Origin of the sequence: Roseateles sp. NT4, assembly GCF_051857475.1 — a bacterium.
Classification (GTDB): Bacteria; Pseudomonadota; Gammaproteobacteria; order Burkholderiales; family Burkholderiaceae_C; genus Pelomonas.
In genome coordinates this window covers 1,644,138-1,661,467 of the sequence record NZ_JBPZGZ010000001.1, presented here as the reverse complement: position 1 = coordinate 1,661,467, position 17,330 = coordinate 1,644,138, and the positions used below count along the sequence as shown (strand labels likewise).

General features: G+C 68.0%; 22 protein-coding genes. 15 read left to right on the top strand and 7 right to left on the bottom strand.

All coding sequences use genetic code 11. The annotated features are described in order from the left end of the window. Positions 1–98: 98 nt before the first annotated feature. The 3 genes from ACS5PN_RS07800 (at position 99) to ACS5PN_RS07790 (ending at position 3,163) form a co-directional block, all read left to right on the top strand. Positions 99–800 (top strand): PEP-CTERM sorting domain-containing protein, encoded by a 702-nt coding sequence (locus ACS5PN_RS07800; RefSeq protein ID WP_439463357.1) that lies wholly within the window; start codon positions 99–101, stop codon positions 798–800. An 85-nt stretch (positions 801–885) separates the two neighbouring features. Beyond that, positions 886–2,277 carry a patatin-like phospholipase family protein gene (locus tag ACS5PN_RS07795; protein ID WP_439463356.1) on the top strand — a complete coding sequence of 464 codons (1,392 nt, stop codon included), beginning with the start codon at positions 886–888 and terminating at the stop codon, positions 2,275–2,277. Between the two features lie 253 nt (positions 2,278–2,530). After that, a complete protein-coding gene (locus tag ACS5PN_RS07790; RefSeq protein WP_439463355.1) occupies positions 2,531–3,163 on the top strand; it encodes a PEP-CTERM sorting domain-containing protein in 633 nt (210 codons plus the stop codon). A gap of 64 nt (positions 3,164–3,227) precedes the next feature. Here ACS5PN_RS07790 and ACS5PN_RS07785 read toward each other — a convergent pair whose 3' ends face one another. After that, positions 3,228–4,208 (bottom strand): aldo/keto reductase, encoded by a 981-nt coding sequence (locus tag ACS5PN_RS07785; RefSeq protein ID WP_439463354.1) that lies wholly within the window; start codon positions 4,206–4,208, stop codon positions 3,228–3,230. Between the two features lie 125 nt (positions 4,209–4,333). On the opposite strand from ACS5PN_RS07785, the gene ACS5PN_RS07780 reads away from it, so the two are divergent. From ACS5PN_RS07780 to ACS5PN_RS07760, 5 genes are all read left to right on the top strand, one after another. Beyond that, a complete protein-coding gene (locus ACS5PN_RS07780; protein WP_439463353.1) occupies positions 4,334–4,489 on the top strand; it encodes a hypothetical protein in 156 nt (51 codons plus the stop codon). 36 nt (positions 4,490–4,525) lie between these two features. Beyond that, the gene (locus ACS5PN_RS07775; RefSeq protein ID WP_439463352.1) at positions 4,526–4,744 is read left to right on the top strand and encodes a hypothetical protein; all 219 of its coding nucleotides are present in this window, start codon (positions 4,526–4,528) and stop codon (positions 4,742–4,744) included. A gap of 66 nt (positions 4,745–4,810) precedes the next feature. After that, entirely contained in the window at positions 4,811–5,047 is a 237-nt protein-coding gene (locus tag ACS5PN_RS07770; protein ID WP_439463351.1) for a hypothetical protein, read from the top strand. Positions 5,048–5,049: 2 nt separating this feature from the next. Further along, positions 5,050–5,307: a hypothetical protein gene (locus tag ACS5PN_RS07765; RefSeq protein WP_439463350.1), complete on the top strand. Its 258-nt coding sequence runs from the start codon at positions 5,050–5,052 to the stop codon at positions 5,305–5,307. Positions 5,308–5,332: 25 nt separating this feature from the next. Continuing rightward, positions 5,333–5,887, top strand: a complete 555-nt coding sequence (locus ACS5PN_RS07760) for a hypothetical protein (protein ID WP_439463349.1) — start codon at positions 5,333–5,335, stop codon at positions 5,885–5,887. 18 nt (positions 5,888–5,905) lie between these two features. Here the strand turns inward: ACS5PN_RS07760 and ACS5PN_RS07755 are convergent, their stop codons facing one another. The 4 genes from ACS5PN_RS07755 to ACS5PN_RS07740 all read right to left on the bottom strand — a co-directional run bounded on the left by ACS5PN_RS07755 (position 5,906) and on the right by ACS5PN_RS07740 (position 8,998). After that, a complete protein-coding gene (locus tag ACS5PN_RS07755; protein WP_439463348.1) occupies positions 5,906–6,085 on the bottom strand; it encodes a hypothetical protein in 180 nt (59 codons plus the stop codon). 62 nt (positions 6,086–6,147) lie between these two features. Continuing rightward, positions 6,148–7,827 (bottom strand): PhoH family protein, encoded by a 1,680-nt coding sequence (locus tag ACS5PN_RS07750; RefSeq protein WP_439463347.1) that lies wholly within the window; start codon positions 7,825–7,827, stop codon positions 6,148–6,150. A 173-nt stretch (positions 7,828–8,000) separates the two neighbouring features. Continuing rightward, complete coding sequence (locus tag ACS5PN_RS07745; protein ID WP_439463346.1) at positions 8,001–8,480, bottom strand: peroxiredoxin; 480 nt, start codon at positions 8,478–8,480, stop codon at positions 8,001–8,003. Positions 8,481–8,623: 143 nt separating this feature from the next. Then, complete coding sequence (locus ACS5PN_RS07740; RefSeq protein ID WP_439463345.1) at positions 8,624–8,998, bottom strand: Mth938-like domain-containing protein; 375 nt, start codon at positions 8,996–8,998, stop codon at positions 8,624–8,626. Between the two features lie 133 nt (positions 8,999–9,131). Here ACS5PN_RS07740 and ACS5PN_RS07735 point away from each other — a divergent pair, with 133 nt between their 5' ends. The 7 genes from ACS5PN_RS07735 (at position 9,132) to speD (ending at position 15,487) form a co-directional block, all read left to right on the top strand. Then, positions 9,132–10,355: a pyridoxal phosphate-dependent aminotransferase gene (locus ACS5PN_RS07735; RefSeq protein ID WP_439463344.1), complete on the top strand. Its 1,224-nt coding sequence runs from the start codon at positions 9,132–9,134 to the stop codon at positions 10,353–10,355. An 11-nt stretch (positions 10,356–10,366) separates the two neighbouring features. After that, a complete protein-coding gene (locus ACS5PN_RS07730; RefSeq protein WP_439463343.1) occupies positions 10,367–11,686 on the top strand; it encodes a homoserine dehydrogenase in 1,320 nt (439 codons plus the stop codon). Between the two features lie 185 nt (positions 11,687–11,871). Continuing rightward, complete coding sequence (thrC, locus tag ACS5PN_RS07725; RefSeq protein WP_439463342.1) at positions 11,872–13,263, top strand: threonine synthase; 1,392 nt, start codon at positions 11,872–11,874, stop codon at positions 13,261–13,263. After that, the gene (locus tag ACS5PN_RS07720) at positions 13,256–14,464 is read left to right on the top strand and encodes a molybdopterin molybdotransferase MoeA (RefSeq protein ID WP_439463341.1); all 1,209 of its coding nucleotides are present in this window, start codon (positions 13,256–13,258) and stop codon (positions 14,462–14,464) included. Before thrC ends, ACS5PN_RS07720 begins: the two co-directional genes overlap by 8 nt. Continuing rightward, positions 14,461–14,718, top strand: a complete 258-nt coding sequence (moaD, locus tag ACS5PN_RS07715) for a molybdopterin converting factor subunit 1 (RefSeq protein WP_439463340.1) — start codon at positions 14,461–14,463, stop codon at positions 14,716–14,718. The genes ACS5PN_RS07720 and moaD overlap by 4 nt, the downstream gene beginning before the upstream one ends. A gap of 6 nt (positions 14,719–14,724) precedes the next feature. Then, entirely contained in the window at positions 14,725–15,099 is a 375-nt protein-coding gene (locus ACS5PN_RS07710) for a hypothetical protein (protein ID WP_439463339.1), read from the top strand. A gap of 1 nt (position 15,100) precedes the next feature. Next, complete coding sequence (gene speD / locus ACS5PN_RS07705; protein WP_439463338.1) at positions 15,101–15,487, top strand: adenosylmethionine decarboxylase; 387 nt, start codon at positions 15,101–15,103, stop codon at positions 15,485–15,487. On the opposite strand, the gene ACS5PN_RS07700 is transcribed toward speD, so the two are convergent. Continuing rightward, positions 15,445–17,034, bottom strand: coding sequence for a flavin monoamine oxidase family protein (locus ACS5PN_RS07700; RefSeq protein WP_439463337.1), 1,590 nt, complete (start codon positions 17,032–17,034; stop codon positions 15,445–15,447). The two genes, speD and ACS5PN_RS07700, sit on opposite strands and share 43 nt — an antisense overlap. A 34-nt stretch (positions 17,035–17,068) precedes the next feature. Continuing rightward, a complete protein-coding gene (locus ACS5PN_RS07695; protein WP_439463336.1) occupies positions 17,069–17,326 on the bottom strand; it encodes a hypothetical protein in 258 nt (85 codons plus the stop codon). Positions 17,327–17,330: the final 4 nt, after the last annotated feature.

Sequence of the window (17,330 nt, the reverse complement as noted above, 5' to 3'; positions counted from 1 at the left end):
ACGGGGCTACCGAGGCAGTTAGGGGGTGAGAGGTGTCTGCCGCGGTCCTATGGTGCGGGCCTCACGGCCGACACGGCCCCGCTTTCAAGGAGGTTCCCATGACAGATTCCGTCATCTCGATTCGCAAAACCCTGGTCGCCGCTTCGATCAGCCTGCTGGCCCTGGCCGCGCCTGGCCTGGCCCAGGCCGACCTGCTGCTGGCGGGCAGCAGCATTGCCTTGAGCGGCACCACCGTGGCCGCCGAGCCCCAGCTGGCGGGCGTGGTGCTGGAAGACCGCACCGACGGCTTCAGCTTCGCGGGCGCCCATGGCACGGTGTCGGGCAGCATCCAGTCGCAGGTGGTTCGTGCCGTCGATGGCACCCTGGACTTCTACTGGCGCGTCTTCAGCGACGCCAACTCGTCGGATGACATCGGCAGCTTCCGCCTGGGTGAGGAGCACACCACCGACTACCGCGTGAACTGGCGCTCCGACGGCCTGGGCGAGGTGGCGGCCAGCTCGGCCAACCGCTTCACCGGCGCCCAGAGCAGCTATTTCAACTTCTACTTCAGCCACCTCAGCGCGGCGGGCGCACCCGTGGGCCTGGGCGCCGACCAGTCGTCCTACTACATGTTCCTGGACACCGACGCCACCAGCTACGCCTACACCGGTCTCATGGACGTGGCCGACATGAACCAGAGCCACATCGCGGCCACCCTGCGCACCTTCGCGCCCACGGCCGCGACCGTTCCCGAGCCGGGCAGCCTGGCCCTGGTCGGCCTGGCCCTGGCGGGCCTGGCGGCGCGCCGCCGCCAGCGCTGAAGGTTCAGCGCCGCAACGAGCCTGTTTGCGGCGCATCGGCCCGCCGAGTCGGCAGAATGCGCCGATCTCAAGGGAGAGAGGCCCGATGCGCGTTCTGCTGCTGCTTTGCACCTGCCTGATCTGGCTCTCGCTGACCGCCTGCGCCAGCGCGCCCATCAACCCACCGCGCAACAAGCCGGCGGCTGCGCAGAGCATGCAGCGAGCCCCCAAGCCGCTGGAGAACGACACCTTCGTGGCCCTGAGCTTCTCGGGCGGCGGCTTGCGCGCGGCGGCCTTCTCCTATGGCGTGCTGGAGGGCCTGCGCGAGCAGCCTTCCGTGCCGGGCCACACGCTGCTGGACGAGGTCAGTTTCATCACCAGCGTGTCGGGCGGCTCGCTGACCTCGGCCTATTTCGGCCTGCACGGCGCCGAGGGCCTGCGCGATTTCCGCGACAAGGTGCTGATGCGCGACGGCGAGCGGGGCCTGCGCTTCAGCCTGCTCAACCCCAACAACCTGAGACGGCTGTTGGCCGGGGGGCTGAACGACCGCAGCGACTTCAACGACTGGCTGGAGAACGATGTCTTCAAGGGCGCGACCTTTGCGGACATGTTCAAGCGCGCCAGCCCCGTGGTCTGGATCAGCGCCAGCAATGTGCAGTACCGCCTGGCCTTTCCCTTCCACGAGCGCGCCTTCGATGCGCTGTGCAGTGACCTGGCGAGCTATCCCGTCTCCGAAGCGGTCGCCGCTTCCATGGCCGTGCCGCTGTTCTTTGCGCCGGTGGTGGTGGAGCGCTTTCCCGAGGCCTGCCAGGTGCAGGTGCCGCCGGGCCTGAACGCCCGCCCCGACGAGCGCGACGACCAGTACCGTTTGCGCCTGGCGCTGGCGCGGCTGTTCCGCGACAACCTCGACCCCAAGGCCGGGCGCTATCTGAAGCTGGTCGACGGTGGGCTGACCGACAACCTCGGCCTGGTGGCCATCCTGCAGAGCCGCGTGCTGCTGAATACGCCCTATGGCCCCATCCCCGAAAACGATGCAGCGACCATGCGCCGTCTGCTTTTCATCGTCGTCGATGCGGGCCAGGGGCCGAGCACCGACTGGGCGCGCGAGGTGGCGGGGCCGTCGGGCGTGGACATCGCGGCGGGAGCCGTCGACACCGCCATCGAAAGCACGATGCGCATGAGCTACGCCGCCTTCCTGCCCATGGTGCGCAACTGGGAGCGCGACCTGGTGACCTACCGCTGCAGCCTCAGCGATGAGCGCAAGTCGGCGCTGCGTGCCCTCAACCCCGACTGGCAGTGCGAGGACATCAAGTTCAGCGTCACGCAGATCAGCTTCAGCGATCTGCCGGAGGCCGACGAGCAGGCGCTGAACGCCATCCCGACACGACTCAAGCTGCCGCCGGAACAGGTTGATCGGCTGATCGCCGCCGGCAAGCAGGTGGTGGCGCGAGACGGCGTGGTGAAGCGCTTCAGCGCCGCGGCACAACGCCGCGAGTGAGGCTCAGCGCCCGCGCCGTGCTGACGGGTCATTTCAACGGAAGGTGCAACCAAGGGTTTGTCCCATGTCGGGGTAATTTCCACCTTCGAACGTGGGGGTCATTTCACGGCGTCGCTCGGCGTCTGTCCTACTGGACGGTCCTACAAGCGGGGACCGGTTGGCATGGTTGATGCGCTAGGGATTGCGCAGTGCCTCGGCGTGTCGTTGGACCGAAGGTGCGTGCAAAACCATCGCCACCAATGGAGACATACCCATGATCAAGAAGATGCTTGCCACGGCGGCTGCCGCCGCTTTGTTCCCGCTTGCAGCGCACGCCGGCTTGACGATGTTGACGCCGGCCGACGGTTGGCCACCTGCGGGCAGCACGGGCCTGGAGACCGTGCAGTTCGCCGCCACGGCTGCCAGTGGCGTGAAGGTCGCCATCGGTGCCCATGCCTACAAGAACAGCGCCTTCCTGGCCAATGACGGCGTGCGCAACTTCCATGCGCAAAACGGTGTCTATCTGCCCGATGGCAAGAACTACGCGAACTGGAGCTTCGACTTCGCCTACGACATCCGCGGCTGCCAGGGCTGCAAGATCTGGCTGGGCATCGACACCGACAGCAGCGCCGCCGTCAACTACACCGACGTCGACCTGCTGAGTTGGGGCCTGCCGACCTTCCTGGGTGAGTCGTGGAACCTGGAGATGTCCTTCCTGACGACGCCCAGCTTCAACTTCGACCCGTATGCCGCCAGCTCGACGGACTTCCGCCTGTTCGTCACCGATGCGGCCGGCGCCATCCTGGCCACCACCGACATCACGGTCAACGTGCCGGAGCCCGCCTCGCTGGCCCTGGTGGGCATTGCGCTGGCCGGCCTCGCGGCGGGCCGCCGTCGCCGCGCCTGATCGCCCGATCGCAGAAAAGCAAAGCGGCCCGCGGGCCGCTTTTTTCATGCAGGGTCTCGAAGCCTCACCACAGGCCATGCACCTGCGGCGCGATGCGGCGCTGGTAGAGCTCGGCCAGGGCCTGCATCAGCGGCGCGGGCAGGGCGGCCAGGTCGGCAGCGCTGACGTTCTCGTCCACCTGGGCCGGCGTGCGGCCGCCGGGGATGGCCGTCGTGACGGCTTCGTTCATCAGGATCCAGCGCAGTGCCAGGCGGGCCATGCTGATGCCCTCGGGCAGCAGGGCGCGCAACTCCTCGACGGCGGCCAGGCCCTGCTCGTAGTCGACGCCCGAGAAGGTCTCGCCCTTGTCGAAGGCCTCGCCCTGGCGGTTGAAGCCGCGGTGGTCGTCGGCGCCGAAGCGGCTGTCGCGCGTGAACTTGCCGCTGAGCATGCCGCTGGACAGGGGCAGGCGCGCCAGCACGCCGACCTTGGCCTGACGGGCCGCCGGCAGGAAGGCTTCGGCGGGGCGCTGGCGGAACAGGTTGTAGATGATCTGCACCGACTGCACGTTCGGGAACTTGAGGGCGGCCAGGGCCTCGTCGATGCGCTCGACGCTGACGCCGTAGTGGCGCAGCTTGCCCTCGCGCACCAGATCGTCCAGCGCGCCGAAGACCTCGGGCATGGTGTAGACGGCGGTGGGCGGGCAGTGCAGCTGCAGCAGGTCGAGGGTGTCGGTCTCGAGGTTCTTCAGGCTGCGCTCGATGAAGGGCTTCAGGTCGCGGTAGCCCTCGGCCACATGCGGGTTCAGGCGCCGGCCGGCCTTGGTCGCCACAAAGAAGGCGTCGCTGGGCCGCTCGCGCTTCAGACGCGCCAGCAGGCGCTCGCTGTGGCCGTCGCCGTAGACGTCGGCCGTGTCGAAGAAGTTCACGCCGCGGTCCAGGGCGCGGTGCAGGGCGGCCATCGCGGCCGTGTCGTCGGTGTCGCCCCAGGTGCCGCCGATGGCCCAGGCGCCGAAACCGATGGCAGAGACATTCCAGCCGGTGCGGCCGAGGGGACGGTAGATCATGGCGAGGACAAGGAAGTGGAAGCGAAATGGTATCGCAACCATTTTGACTTTGTGCGGGAGGGCGAGGGCCAGGGCGAGGGCGGGGCGCAGGTCGCCGCCGGGCATGGTGTTTGCCAGGTGATCGCGTGAAGCCGCAACAACTGCTCCAGTGGATGGCCGTCGTGGCCATCGCGACTGCCATCCTGACGGCCTGCCAGCGTCAGGGTGATGAGCACGCCGGCAGCGACAGCCAGTCGGCGCAGCAGCATGCCGCGGCGCCGGCCGGGCTCTGGTTGCGCTGAGCTCCCATGGACATGGCGTGGATCCAATGGCCGGCCATGGTGATCACGCTGGCCGCCACCTGGCTTCTGGTGGCCTCCCGTCGCATGCAGCGCCGACGCCTCGGCTTCTGGATGTTCCTGCTGAGCAATCTGCTTTGGGTGGTGTGGGGCGTGCATTCTGCGGCGTGGGGCCTTGTCGCCCTGCAGGTCGGCCTGGCCGGCATGAATATCCGCGGCGCCTGCCATCAGGCCCAAGAGGCGCAGTCCGGGTCCTGACCGCTCATCGCGTGCCGGGAGTGTGGATTGCCGCTGTACATGCGACAGCCCTCCGGAAGGATCCACATGACCACGCCGCTTTCCCACGTCGGCCAGACGGCACGACCCGAAGACCCGCAACAGCAGGCCGCGCAGTCGCCCGGCGCGCAGGGCCATCGCCAGCAGCAGCAGGGCGACCATGCGCAACGCTCCGCGGTGCAGCAGCAACAGCGCGAGTGTCAGCAGCATCTGGTCGACGCCGAGGATGATCCCGCCTCCGATGCAAACACGGAGTCTGCCAACCATCCCAACGACGACGACTGACCATGTCCCAGACCGTGATCGACGTTCACAAGGGCATCCGCTTTCAGGTGGAAGTGGTGCCGCAAGGACTGCTTTTCGCAGGCCGCTTCACCATCCTCGACTCGAACTGGAAGGCGACGGGTGTCGATGACCCCTACCGACCGGCGATCGAGAACGCCTGGGCCACGGAAACCGAGGCCTTGAACTACGCCACCGAGGCGGCCCACCACGTCATCGAGGGGATAGAGCCGTTCACCGCGCCAGCGGGAAGTAGGGAGTAAGCCGCCGGGCCGGCGCGGCTGGACCATGGACGACACCGCATCGCTGCTGCGGGGACTGCTCGCCTTCGTGTGGGCGCCCATGCTGGTGGCGGCCGGCGTTCTGGACTGGGCGCTGCACCGCGCGCAGCGCATCGAGTTCACGGCCGGCATTGCCGAGTCGGCGCTGCACCTGGCCATGCTGGTGCTGGTGGGCAGCGCCATCCTGGCTGCGCTGCTGCTGGAGTCGACCGCCGGCCTGCTGGCAGGCCTGATGGCCGTCGTGCTGCTGCACGACCTCAGCTATCTGGCCGACCTGCGCGTGGCCCTGGCCAAGCGCCGCATTCCCATTCTGGAGCAGTGGGTGCACGGCTTCCAGCATCTGCTGCCCTGGGCGGGGCTGTCCTGCCTGCTGGCGCTGGCTCCCGATCAGACGCTGGCACTGCTGCAGCAGCCCGGCCACACGGCGGATTGGGCGCTGCGCTTCAAGGCAGACCCACCCTGGACGTACACCGTCGTGATGTTCGTCATCTCGATGCTGCTCAATGTGCTGCCGTTCTGCGAGGAGGCCTGGCGCAGCGTCAGGGCCGCGGAGCGCCGGTGAGGCGGGCGGCGACAGGACTCAGACCGGGCTTTCGTGCTGCAGGTCGGGGTCTTCGCGGTCGTCGTTGTCCGGCTGACGCGCCGGCTCCCGGCGCATGGGAGCTTCGTCGCTGTCGGTGGGCTGCTGCGGCAGATGTGTCGCGGGCGGCTCCGCCGGTGCGGGACCCGGCTGGGCGTCTTGGGGTGATGGATTGCTCATGAGGATTCCTTTCGGAATCCCCACGGCAATCGCCGTGCCGCCCCGCGGGCGGCTTCAGTCGCTCAAAGCACTTCGGAGGCGAAGTCGGCCAGCCGCGAGCGTTCGCCGCGCGCCAGCGTGACATGGCCGCTGTGGGCCCAGCCCTTGAAGCGGTCCACCGCGAACGTCAGGCCGGAGCTGCCCTCGGTCAGGTAGGGCGTGTCGATCTGGGCCAGGTTGCCCAGGCAGACGATCTTGGTGCCCGGGCCGGCGCGGGTGATCAGGGTCTTCATCTGCTTGGGCGTCAGGTTCTGGGCCTCGTCGATGATGACGAACTTGTTCAGGAAGGTGCGCCCGCGCATGAAGTTCAGGCTCTTGATCTTGATCTTGCTGCGCACCAGGTCGTTGGTGGCCGCGCGGCCCCATTCGCCGGCCGACGAGCCGCCCTTGGCCAGCACCTCGAGGTTGTCGTCCAGGGCGCCCATCCAGGGGCCCATCTTTTCTTCCTCGGTGCCGGGCAGGAAGCCGATGTCTTCGCCCACCGGCACGGTGACGCGGGTGACGATGATCTCGCTGTAGCGGCGCTCATCGAAGACCTGGGCCAGGGCTGCGGCCAGGGTCATCAGCGTCTTGCCGGTGCCGGCCGTGCCGGTCAGCGTGATGAAGTCGCACTCGGGGTCCATCAGCAGGTTGAGCGCGAAGTTCTGCTCGCGGTTGCGTGACGTGACGCCCCAGACGGCGTGCTTCTGGTTGCCGTAGTCCTTCAGCGTACGCAGCACGGCCGTCTTGCCGGTGATCTCGGTGACCTTGGCATAGAGCGGTGTCTCGCCGGGGGCTTCCAGGTAGACCAGCTCGTTGATCAGCAGCGTGGGCACAAGAGGGCCGCTGATGCGGTAGTAGGTCGTGCCGCCCTGCTGCCAGCTCTCCATGGTCTTGCCGTGGCGGTCCCAGAAGTCCGCGGGCAGGGCCTGGACGCCGGTGTAGAGCAGGTCGGAGTCTTCCAGCGTCTTGTCGTTGCGGTAGTCCTCCGCCGGCAGGCCCAGGGCACGGGCCTTGATGCGCATGTTGATGTCCTTGGACACCAGCACGACTTCGCGGCCCGGGTGCAGGCCCTTCAGCGCCTGGACGACGCCCAGGATCTGGTTGTCGGCCTTGCCTTGCGGCAAGCCTTGCGGCAGCGGCGTGTCGATGAGCTCGGTCTGGAAGAACAGCTTGCCCTCGGCCTCGCGGTGGCCGGTGCCGGCCAGGGGCAGGCCCTTGGACATCTCCTCCAGGCTGCTGGTTTGCAGGCCGGCGGCGAGCTGGTCCAGCTCGCGGCTGACCTGGCGCACGTTGCGGGCGACTTCGGTCATGCCCTTCTTGTGCCCGTCCAGCTCCTCGAGCGTGATCATGGGCAGGAAGACGTCGTGCTCCTCGAAGCGGAACAGCGACATCGGGTCGTGCATCAGCACATTGGTGTCGAGCACGAAGAGCTTGGCGGCGCCGGCCGCTTTGCGCGTGCGTTTGGGCGCGGCGGCTTTGGCGGGCGCCTTGCTGGCCGATTTGGTGGGCAGGGCAGATCGGGCGGCAGGACCGGAATTCGGGCTGGAAGCAGGGGTGGGGAGGCGCAGCACTTCGGCTGTCGGGGCTGCAACCGGGACTACCGGGGCAACAGCGGGCGCGACCGGAGGTGTCGCGCGGGGTTTGCTGGGGGTCAGAGTGGCCGAGTAAGCAGTGGCATCGAGGCGGCTGGCGCGTTGTGCAGGAGGCTTAGGCAGTGGCATGTACGGCGGGTGGGCGGCAAGTGAACCCCACGCGATCCAGGCTCCAGAAAGCAAAAAGCCGCACAGGATGAGTGCGGCTTTGACGTCTGAGACAAGGATTCGACCCGGGGCATGAGCTGATTATGCACATACCGCGGGTGCCCGCGATGTCAGCAAACAACGCGTTTCTCGCGTCAGGCGGCTTCCTTCTTCAGGCCCTTCACGGCCTTCAGGACTTCGTCGACATGGCCAGCGACCTTGATGCCACGCCATTCGCCCACCAGGATGCCGTTCGGGGCGATCAGGAAGGTCGAGCGCTCGATGCCCTTGACCTTCTTGCCGTACATGATCTTGTTCTTGACCACGCCGAACATGTGGCAAAGCTTTTCTTCCGTGTCGGCGATCAGCTCGAAAGGCAGCTCCAGGGCCTGCTTGAACTTCTCGTGCGACACCATGTTGTCGCGCGAAACGCCGAGCACAACCGCGCCAGCCTTCACGAAGTCCTTGTGGCGATCACGGAATTGCATGGCCTCGGTGGTACAACCGGGCGTATTGTCTTTCGGGTAGAAATACAGCACGACCGACTTGCCCAGGAAGGCATTGGCAGTGAACTTCACGCCGCCGGTGGCTTGAGCCTCAATTTCCGGCAGGGGTTTGTTGAGCGCAGGCGTCATTGGGGGTGCAGCAGAAGCGTTGTGCTCGCGGGGTCCCCGGTTCGTGGCGCTGTGAAGCAATTCACTAGAGCGTTACACGCGGGCGCCCGCAAGCAATAGCCCGTGATTATAAAGCCTAGCCCCGACCTCCCGGTCGGTTCCGGTCATCCCTCGATGAGCAATGCTGCCAGAACGTTGCGACCTTCACTGGCAAGCACGTTGTAAGTCCGGCAAGCGGCTGCGTTGTCCATGACCTCGAAACCGATGCGCGCTTCGACCAGCCCACGCCACAGGGACGGGCTTGGGAAGCGCAGCCGGGCACCGCTGCCGAAGACGACCAGCTCGGGATTCAGGGCCCGGATCGCTTCGAAATGCGCAGGCTGAAGTTCCTCGAAGCGCGAAGGCGCCCAGGCGACCACGTCACCCTTCCAGGGGACGAGGACGCTGGCCGTGTGGGGGCGGCCGTTGACCCAGACGCCCTGGGCGTCATGGCGGGAAATGCTGTTGCCGCCTTGCGGCTCGTCGAGCTGGAACTTCATCGGAAAACGGGCTGGGCTGCCCAGGAAAGCCGGGCGCGAGTGTCCCTCAAGTCGGCAGGGCGCATGCCCGGGCCTTGCTTAAACTCCAAGATCCCCCTTTTTGCACTGCAGCAACGCTGCCTCGGAGCCCCTTTTGAAGCCCATCGCCAAGTCCAGCAAGCTCGCCAGCGTCAGCTACGACATCCGTGGCCCGGTGCTGGACAAGGCCCGCCAGATGGAGGAAGAGGGCCAGAAGATCATCAAGCTGAACATCGGCAACACGGCCGTCTTCGGCCTGACGCCGCCGGACGAGATCGTGCAGGACATGATCCGCAACCTCGGCGACGCCGGTGGCTATACCGACAGCAAGGGTCTGTTCGCGCCCCGCAAGGCGGTCGTGCACTACACCCAGGAGAAGGGCGTCAAGGGCGTCACCGTCGATGACGTCTACCTGGGCAACGGCGCCTCCGAGCTGATCCAGATGGCCATCAATGCCCTGGTCAACGACGGCGACGAGATCCTGATCCCGGCGCCCGACTTCCCGCTCTACACGGCCGTCGTCGGCCTCTCGGGCGGCCGCCCGGTGCACTACCGCTGCGACGAAGCCGCCGGCTGGCTGCCCGACCTGGCCGACATCGAGGCCAAGATCAGCCCGCGCACCCGCGGCATCATGGTCTGCAACCCCAACAACCCGACCGGCGCCCTGTATCCGGACGACCTGCTGCTGGGCATCATCGAACTGGCTCGCCGCCACCAACTCGTCGTCTTCGCTGACGAGATCTACGACAAGACCCTGTACGACGGCGTCACGCACACCAGCATGGCGAGCCTGGCCGATGACGTGCTGTTCATCACCTTCAACGGCCTGTCCAAGAACTACCGCAGCTGCGGCTACCGGGCCGGCTGGATGGTGGTCAGCGGCGAAAAGCGCCATGCCCGCGACTACATCGAGGGCCTGAACATGCTGGCTTCGCTGCGGCTGTGCTCCAACACGCCGGGTCAATTGGCGATCCAGACGGCACTCGGCGGCTACCAGAGCATCAAGGACCTGGTGGCGCCGACCGGTCGGCTCTGCCACCAGCGCGACCTGGCCTACGAGCTGCTGACCCAGATCCCGGGTGTCAGCGTCGTCAAGCCCAAGGCCGCCCTCTACATGTTTCCGCGCCTGGACCCCAAGATCTACCCCATCGCCGACGACCAGCAATTCGCCTACGAGCTGCTGGCCGAGGAGAAGGTGTTGATCGTGCAGGGCACCGGCTTCAACTGGCCCGAGCACGACCATTTCCGCCTCGTCTTCCTGCCCAATGTGGACGACCTGCGCGAGGCCATCGGCCGTATCGAACGTTTCCTTGCCGGCTACCGTCGGCGCAATTCCTGAGAGTCCTGCAGATGAAGCCCATCCAAGTCGGCCTGATCGGCCTCGGCACCGTCGGTGCCGGCACCTTCAACGTCCTGCAGCGCAACCAGGCCGAGATTCGCGGCCGCGCCGGTCGGGGCATCGAGATTGCAATGGTCGCGGCGCGCAATGCCGAGCGCGCCAAGGCCTACCAGGCACAAGTCGGTGACGGCGTGCCCTGCGTCGGCGATGCCCAGCAACTCGTCAACAACCCTGACATCGACATCGTCGTTGAGCTGATTGGCGGCATCGAGCCGGCGCGCAGCCTGGTGCTGCAGGCGATTGCCAACGGCAAGCATGTGGTCACGGCCAACAAGGCCCTGCTGGCCCTGCATGGCACCGAGATCTTCGAGGCCGCCCGTGAGAAGGGCGTCGTCGTCGCGTTTGAAGCGGCCGTGGCCGGTGGCATTCCCATCATCAAGGCCCTGCGCGAAGGCCTGACGGCCAACCGCATCGAGTGGATCGCCGGCATCATCAACGGCACCACCAACTTCATCCTGTCGGAGATGCGCAGCAAGGGCCTGGACTTCGGTGTCGTGCTGAAGGAAGCCCAGCGCCTGGGCTATGCCGAGAGCGACCCCACCTTCGACATCGAAGGCGTGGACGCCGCCCACAAGCTCACCATCATGAGCGCCATCGCCTACGGCGTGCCGGTGCAGTTCGACAAGGCCCATGTGGAGGGCATCTCCAGCCTGCAGGCCACCGACATCAAGTACGCCGAGCAGCTGGGCTATCGCATCAAGCTGCTGGGCATCACGCGCCGTCGTGACAATGGCATCGAACTGCGCGTGCACCCCACGCTGATCCCGTCGAGCCGCCTGATCGCCAATGTCGAAGGCGCCATGAACGCCGTCGTCGTACAGGCCGATGCCGTCGGCACGACGCTGTACTACGGCAAGGGCGCCGGCTCCGAGCCCACCGCCTCGGCCGTCGTCGCCGACCTGGTTGACGTGACGCGCCTGCACACCGCCGACCCCGACCACCGCGTGCCCCATCTGGCCTTCCAGCCCGATGCCATGAGCAACACGCCCATCCTCGAGATGGCCGAGGTGCACACCGCCTTCTACCTGCGCCTCGTCGTGGCCGACCAGCCCGGCGTGCTGTCTCGCATCACCACCATCCTGGCCGAGCACGACATCTCCATCGACGCCGTGCTGCAGCGCGAATCCGCCGAGGGCGAGCGCCAGACCGACCTCATCATCCTGACCCACGACACCGTCGAGGGCCGCATGAACGAGGCCCTGGCCAAGATGCAGGGCCTGCCGACCGTGCTCGCCCCCATCGTGCGCATCCGCAAGGAAGAACTGGCCTGAAATGGAGCCCCTCGTCCAGCCGCACACCGCTGAACGCGGTGCGCCTGACCGGTCCCCCGAGGGGACGGCGATGCTCGCCGGCGCGGCCGGCAAGCACATCGCCAGGGCGGGCCGGCTAGGGAGCGGCCCGGCGCTCGGCCCGCAAATGCATGGAGTGTGGGTGAAGTGAATATGGAATCGACGACATGAAGTACATCAGCACCCGCGGCGACAAGACCGAGCGCGGCTTCTCCGACATCCTGCTCGAAGGCCTGGCGCCCGACGGCGGCCTGTATCTGCCCAAGACCTACCCACGCGTCGATGCCGCGACGCTGGCGCGCTGGCGCAGCCTGGCCTATGCCGACCTGGCCTTCGAGATCCTGTCCCTCTACATTGACGACATCCCCGCCGATGACCTGCGCGCGATCACGCGCAAGGTCTACACGGCCGAGATCTTCGGCTCGGAGGCCATCACGCCCTTGACCTGGCTGGGCGACCACATCGCCCTGCAGGGCCTGTCCAATGGCCCGACCCTGGCCTTCAAGGACATGGCCATGCAGCTGCTGGGCGCGCTGTTCGAATACGAGCTCGGCCGCCGCGGTGAGACGCTGAACATCCTGGGCGCCACCTCGGGCGACACCGGCAGCGCCGCCGAATACGCCATGCGTGGGAAGAAGGGCGTCAGCGTCTTCATGCTCAGCCCCAACGGCCGCATGAGCCCCTTCCAGCAGGCCCAGATGTTCAGCCTGCAGGACGCCAACATCCACAACATCGCCATCGAAGGCGTGTTCGACGACTGCCAGGACATCGTCAAGGCCGTGTCCAACGACCTCGCCTTCAAGCGCGAGCACCGCATCGGCACCGTCAACTCCATCAACTGGGCGCGGCTGCTGGCCCAGGTTGTCTACTACTTCGCCGGCTATTTCCAGGCCACCAAGAGCAACGCGGAGAAGGTCAGCTTCACGGTGCCGAGCGGCAACTTCGGCAATGTCTGCGCCGGCCACGTCGCGCGCATGATGGGCCTGCCCATCGCCAAGCTCGTGGTCGCGACCAACGAGAACGACGTGCTGGACGAGTTCTTCCGCACCGGCGCCTACCGCCCGCGCGGCACGGCCGACACGCACGAGACGTCCAGCCCGTCCATGGACATCTCCAAGGCCAGCAACTTCGAACGCTTTGTCTTCGACCTGCTGGGCCGCGACGGCGCGCGCGTCAAAGCGCACTTCGGCGCCACGCAGTTCGAGCTGGGCGGCGGCGAGCATGCCGACATCGCCGGCTTCGGCTTCATCTCCGGCCGCAGCACACACGCCGACCGCGTGGCCACCATCCGCCGCTGCCATGCCGAACATGGTGTCGTCATCGACCCGCACACGGCCGACGGCCTCAAGGTGGCGCTGGAGAAGCGCGACCCCGCCGTGACCATGCTGGTGCTGGAGACGGCCCTGCCGGCCAAGTTCGCGGCCACCATCGTCGAAGCCCTGGGCACCGAGCCGCCGCGGCCCGCGAACCTGGAAGGCATCGAGCAACTCCCCAAGCGCGTGAAGGTCATGCCGGCCGATGTGGGCCAGGTGAAGGCCTACATTCACGCCCATGTCTGAACCCAAGAAGTCGCCACTGATTCCGCTGGACGAAGCACTGGCCCGGCTGCTGGCCGAAGCCAAGCCTTTGGCCGGGCGTGAAACGCTGGCCACCAGAGTCGCGGTCGGTCGGGTGCTGGCCGCCGATCTGATCTCGCCGGTGGACGTGCCACCGGCCGACAACTCGGCCATGGACGGCTATGCCTTGCGCGCCTCCGACGTGGGCCAGCCGCTGCCTGTCACCCAGCGCATTCCCGCCGGCAGCGTGCCCACGCCGCTGCCGCCCGGCGAGGCCGCGCGCATCTTCACCGGCGCCCAGGTACCCCCGGGTGCCGACACCGTCGTCATGCAGGAGTACACCGAGCTGGTGGGCGATCAGGTCCGCGTGACCCAGCCCATCACGGCGGGCGCCAATGTGCGCCTGCGCGGCGAGGACGTGCGCGTAGGCGCCGTCGTGCTGCCGACCGGCACGCGCCTGGACGCCGTCGCCGTGGGCCTGGCCGCCACGGCGGGTGCCGCCGAACTGACGGTGACTCGCCGTCCTCGTGTGGCCCTGTTCTCCACCGGCGACGAGCTCGTCATGCCCGGCGAGCCTCTGCCGCCCGGCGCCATCTACAACAGCAACCGCTTCACGCTGCGCGCCCTGCTCGAAGGTCTGGGCTGCGAGGTCATCGACCTGGGCATCGTGCCCGACCGCCTGGACGCGACCCGCGCCGCGTTGCGTGAGGCCGCTTCAAAGGCCGATGTCATCCTGACCTCGGGCGGTGTCTCGGTCGGCGAGGAAGACCATCTGCGTCCCGCCGTGCAGGCCGAAGGCCAGCTCGACCTCTGGGCCATCGCCATCAAGCCCGGCAAGCCGTTTGCGTACGGCCGCGTTGGCGCCGCCCACTTCATCGGCCTGCCCGGCAACCCGGTGTCCAGCCTGGTGACCTTCCTGGTGCTGGTGCGGCCCTTCCTGCTGAAGCTGCAGGGTGCGGCTCGCGTCACGCCGCGCGGCTACCGCCTGGTGGCGGGCTTCGACTGGCCCAAGCCCGACAAGCGCCGCGAGTTCCTGCGCGTGCGCCTGGACGAGGAGGGCGGCCTGGCTCTGTTCGGCAACCAAAGCAGCGGCGTGCTGACCTCGGCCTTCTGGGCCGACGGCCTGCTCGACAACCCCGCCGGCCAGGCTTTCAAGGCCGGCGACGCGGTGCGCTTCATCCCCTTCGCGGAGCTGCTGTCTTGAGCGTGACCGTGAAGCTGCGCTTCTTTGCCTCGCTGCGCGAGAAGCTGGGCGAAGGCGAGGCTCTGGGCTTGCCCGAGGGCAGCACGGTGGCGGCGGCGCGCGAGGCGCTGATGGCGCGCGGCGGTGCCCACGCCGAGGCCCTGGCTCGCGGCCGGGCTGTGCGTGCGGCGCTGAACCAGAAGATGTGCGCCGAATCCGCCGTGCTCTCGGAGGGCGACGAGCTGGCCTTCTTCCCTCCGGTCACCGGCGGCTAGTCCTCCGTGAACGGCGAGCTCGCTCTCTTCTTCCTGGCGGAGTCCCTGATCCTGGGCGCTGGGATGATGGTGTTGCGCCCCTACAAGGCCCGCCGCGCCTTCTTCACGACCTATGACCTGCTGTGCACCTTGGCCGTGGCCTTTGGCGTCGGGCAGATGGTGGCGGGGCACTACGGCGCGGCGCTGTGGGTGATCGGCATGACGGCGGCGATCCACGGCGTCGCTGCCGGCTTTCTGCTGGACCTGCTGCCGCTTCGCATCTCGACGCTGCGCGGCTCCTGGATCGTGCATGCGGGGAGCGGCCTGGCCTGCTTCATCCTGGCCTTGCTGGGCGGCAAATTGGCCGAACGCGTCTACCTCGTCGCCAGCGTGATTCACTGACATGCAGGGACTTCATCTCACGGCTGACCTTCGCGGCGTCGACCCGGCATTGCCCGTCATGCGCAATGCCGAGGCGCTGGCGGCACTGTGCCGTCAGGCCGTCGAAAGCTCCGGCCTGACCGGCGTGGCCGAGCTCTTTCACCGCTTTGCGCCGCACGAAGAGCAGAGCGGCATCACCGGTGTTGTGCTGCTGGCCGAGTCCCATCTCGCGATACACACCTGGCCCGAACTGGGCGGTGTGACGCTGGACGTCTATGTCTGCAATTACGGCGCCGACAACAGCGCCAAGGCCGAGGCCCTGCTCGCGGCCTTGCTCGCGGCGTTTGCGCCGCGCGACGCCCAGGTTCAGAGGCTGAGCCGGGCCGCCGCTTCGACGCCGGCCGTGTAGGCCTCCTCGAACACCGAATACCCCGCCAGATCGCTGTGGGCGAAGACGACGCGGCCGCGCTGCGCATTCAGCGCCGCCAGCTCCGCCGAGCCGCGCAGGCCCGGCGTGGGGATGCTCATCGCATGGCCGAAGCGGCACAGGTCGATGCGCTCCAGCTTGGCGGGCAGGTCGGGATGGGTCTGGGCCAGCTCCTGGGTGACGACCTGGGCCCAGTGCTGCCAGGGTTGCTTCAACAGCTCGCCGCGCTGGGCTTCGGGCAGGGCGAGATAGGCCGTCAGCAGTGGGGCGCGTGGCGTCGGGTCCAGGGTCTGGTGGCGGGCGTCGACGTAGCCGAGGGCCGTCGTGCCGTAGCGCACGTTGTCCCAGGACGGCGGCGCGCCGGCGCGCTGCAGCAGGGGCTCGCGCAGCGACAGATTGGCGGTCAGCCAGGGCGCATGGCGCTGCTTCAGCGAACGCAGCGCGTCGGGCGGCGCGGCCAGCAGGCGTCCAGAAACGAATAAAGGCGTGGCCATGACGACGGTGCGGGCGATCCAGCGCTCGGGCGCATTGGTGGCCTCGTTCCAGGCCAGCAGCTCGACACCCTGGCGCTGCTCGGTCACGCGCAGCACGGTGCGGCCCAGGTGGGTGCGCTCGCGCAGCGGCGCGGCGATGTGGGCGCTGAGCCAGCCATTGCCTTGGGCCCAAGTCAGCACCGGCTCGCGCTCGCCGGCCTCGTCGCCCGGTGCATGGAAGCCATGGCGGCTAGCGAAATAGTGGATGCCGGCCCAGGCCGAGACCGTGTCGGCGCCGGCCCCGAAGTCGTCGCGGCAGCAGTAGTCGAGATACCAGCGCAGGCGGGCGTCGTTCAGACCCTCGCGGTCCAGCCAGGTGGCCAGGGTCTGGCCGTCCAGCGCCGCGTGGCCGGCCGTCCAGCGCGCACGGTGGCTGGGCATGGCGAAGCCGAGTTCGCGCTGGGCTTGCGTGACGAGGCTGGAGAAGCGTCGGTACTGCGCCAGTGCAGCGGCCCCGTCAGGCGGCGGCAGCAGACCGTCGCGCCATTCGCCATCGATGAAGAGGCGTTCCTGGGGGCTGTGGCAGAGGTGCTTCTCGTCCCAGACCGTGCGGCCCAGTTGCTCACGGGCCAGGCCCAGTTCGTGCAGCAGCTCATTGACCTCGTGGGCCTCGGCATCGGGCAGCGGCAGGTAGTGGGCGCCCAGTGGGCAGGCCGAGCCGCCGACGCTGTGACTGCGGCTGTTGCCGCCGGCCTGGTCTTCGAGGTCGAGCAGGGCGAAGTCATCGACGCCGCGCCTGGCGAGGGCCCGCGCGCAGGCCAGGCCGGCGATGCCGGCGCCGACGATGAGGACGCCCGTTGTCTTGAGCGGCCCGTCGGCCCGCGGCAGTTCACCGCGCAGCCGGTGGCCACGCTCGGGATGCGTGCCGACCCAGCCGCCCTGCAGCGCCGGCGCATCGGGCGTGCACCCGCTGGCCAGCAGGCCGAGCAGCACCGTCCGGCGCGAGGGGCCGGAAGCGGCGACGTGGGGCGGGGAAGAAGGGCGGGGCGGGCGCAAGGGCGGCAGGGTAGCAGCCCGCGCTGCCCGCTCGTCAGCTGGTGGCGGGCGTCGCGTCCTTGCCGTCGCTGTTCGAGCGCCATTCGCGCAGCTCTTCGGCCAGCACCGGGTGGTGGTCGGCCGCGGCGCGCTGCATCAGCGCCTCGACGTTGGCTTCGGTCACGTATTCGTGGCCGACACCGTGGACGAGGTTGTCGTAGATGCTGTCGAGGTCCCCGGCATCGGTGCCAGGCGGCGTGGTGGGCACGTGGACCTGGGCCAGGGCTTCGGGCTTCAAGGGGGCAGTCTGCATGGGT

Excerpts from the sequence above, each read along its gene's own strand:
- ACS5PN_RS07790 (WP_439463355.1), top strand. The coding sequence starts at position 2,531 with ATGATCAAGAAGATGCTTGCCACGGCGGCTGCCGCCGCTTTGTTCCCG.
- ACS5PN_RS07785 (WP_439463354.1), bottom strand. The coding sequence starts at position 4,208 with ATGATCTACCGTCCCCTCGGCCGCACCGGCTGGAATGTCTCTGCCATC.
- ACS5PN_RS07720 (WP_439463341.1), top strand. The coding sequence starts at position 13,256 with ATGTCTGAACCCAAGAAGTCGCCACTGATTCCGCTGGACGAAGCACTG.
- ACS5PN_RS07795 (WP_439463356.1), top strand. The coding sequence starts at position 886 with ATGCGCGTTCTGCTGCTGCTTTGCACCTGCCTGATCTGGCTCTCGCTG.
- ACS5PN_RS07730 (WP_439463343.1), top strand. The coding sequence starts at position 10,367 with ATGAAGCCCATCCAAGTCGGCCTGATCGGCCTCGGCACCGTCGGTGCC.
- thrC (WP_439463342.1), top strand. The coding sequence starts at position 11,872 with ATGAAGTACATCAGCACCCGCGGCGACAAGACCGAGCGCGGCTTCTCC.
- ACS5PN_RS07775 (WP_439463352.1), top strand. The coding sequence starts at position 4,526 with ATGGTGATCACGCTGGCCGCCACCTGGCTTCTGGTGGCCTCCCGTCGC.
- ACS5PN_RS07745 (WP_439463346.1), bottom strand. The coding sequence starts at position 8,480 with ATGACGCCTGCGCTCAACAAACCCCTGCCGGAAATTGAGGCTCAAGCC.
- ACS5PN_RS07695 (WP_439463336.1), bottom strand. The coding sequence starts at position 17,326 with ATGCAGACTGCCCCCTTGAAGCCCGAAGCCCTGGCCCAGGTCCACGTG.
- ACS5PN_RS07755 (WP_439463348.1), bottom strand. The coding sequence starts at position 6,085 with ATGAGCAATCCATCACCCCAAGACGCCCAGCCGGGTCCCGCACCGGCG.
- ACS5PN_RS07800 (WP_439463357.1), top strand. The coding sequence starts at position 99 with ATGACAGATTCCGTCATCTCGATTCGCAAAACCCTGGTCGCCGCTTCG.
- ACS5PN_RS07740 (WP_439463345.1), bottom strand. The coding sequence starts at position 8,998 with ATGAAGTTCCAGCTCGACGAGCCGCAAGGCGGCAACAGCATTTCCCGC.
- ACS5PN_RS07765 (WP_439463350.1), top strand. The coding sequence starts at position 5,050 with ATGTCCCAGACCGTGATCGACGTTCACAAGGGCATCCGCTTTCAGGTG.
- ACS5PN_RS07760 (WP_439463349.1), top strand. The coding sequence starts at position 5,333 with ATGGACGACACCGCATCGCTGCTGCGGGGACTGCTCGCCTTCGTGTGG.
- speD (WP_439463338.1), top strand. The coding sequence starts at position 15,101 with ATGCAGGGACTTCATCTCACGGCTGACCTTCGCGGCGTCGACCCGGCA.
- ACS5PN_RS07750 (WP_439463347.1), bottom strand. The coding sequence starts at position 7,827 with ATGCCACTGCCTAAGCCTCCTGCACAACGCGCCAGCCGCCTCGATGCC.
- ACS5PN_RS07770 (WP_439463351.1), top strand. The coding sequence starts at position 4,811 with ATGACCACGCCGCTTTCCCACGTCGGCCAGACGGCACGACCCGAAGAC.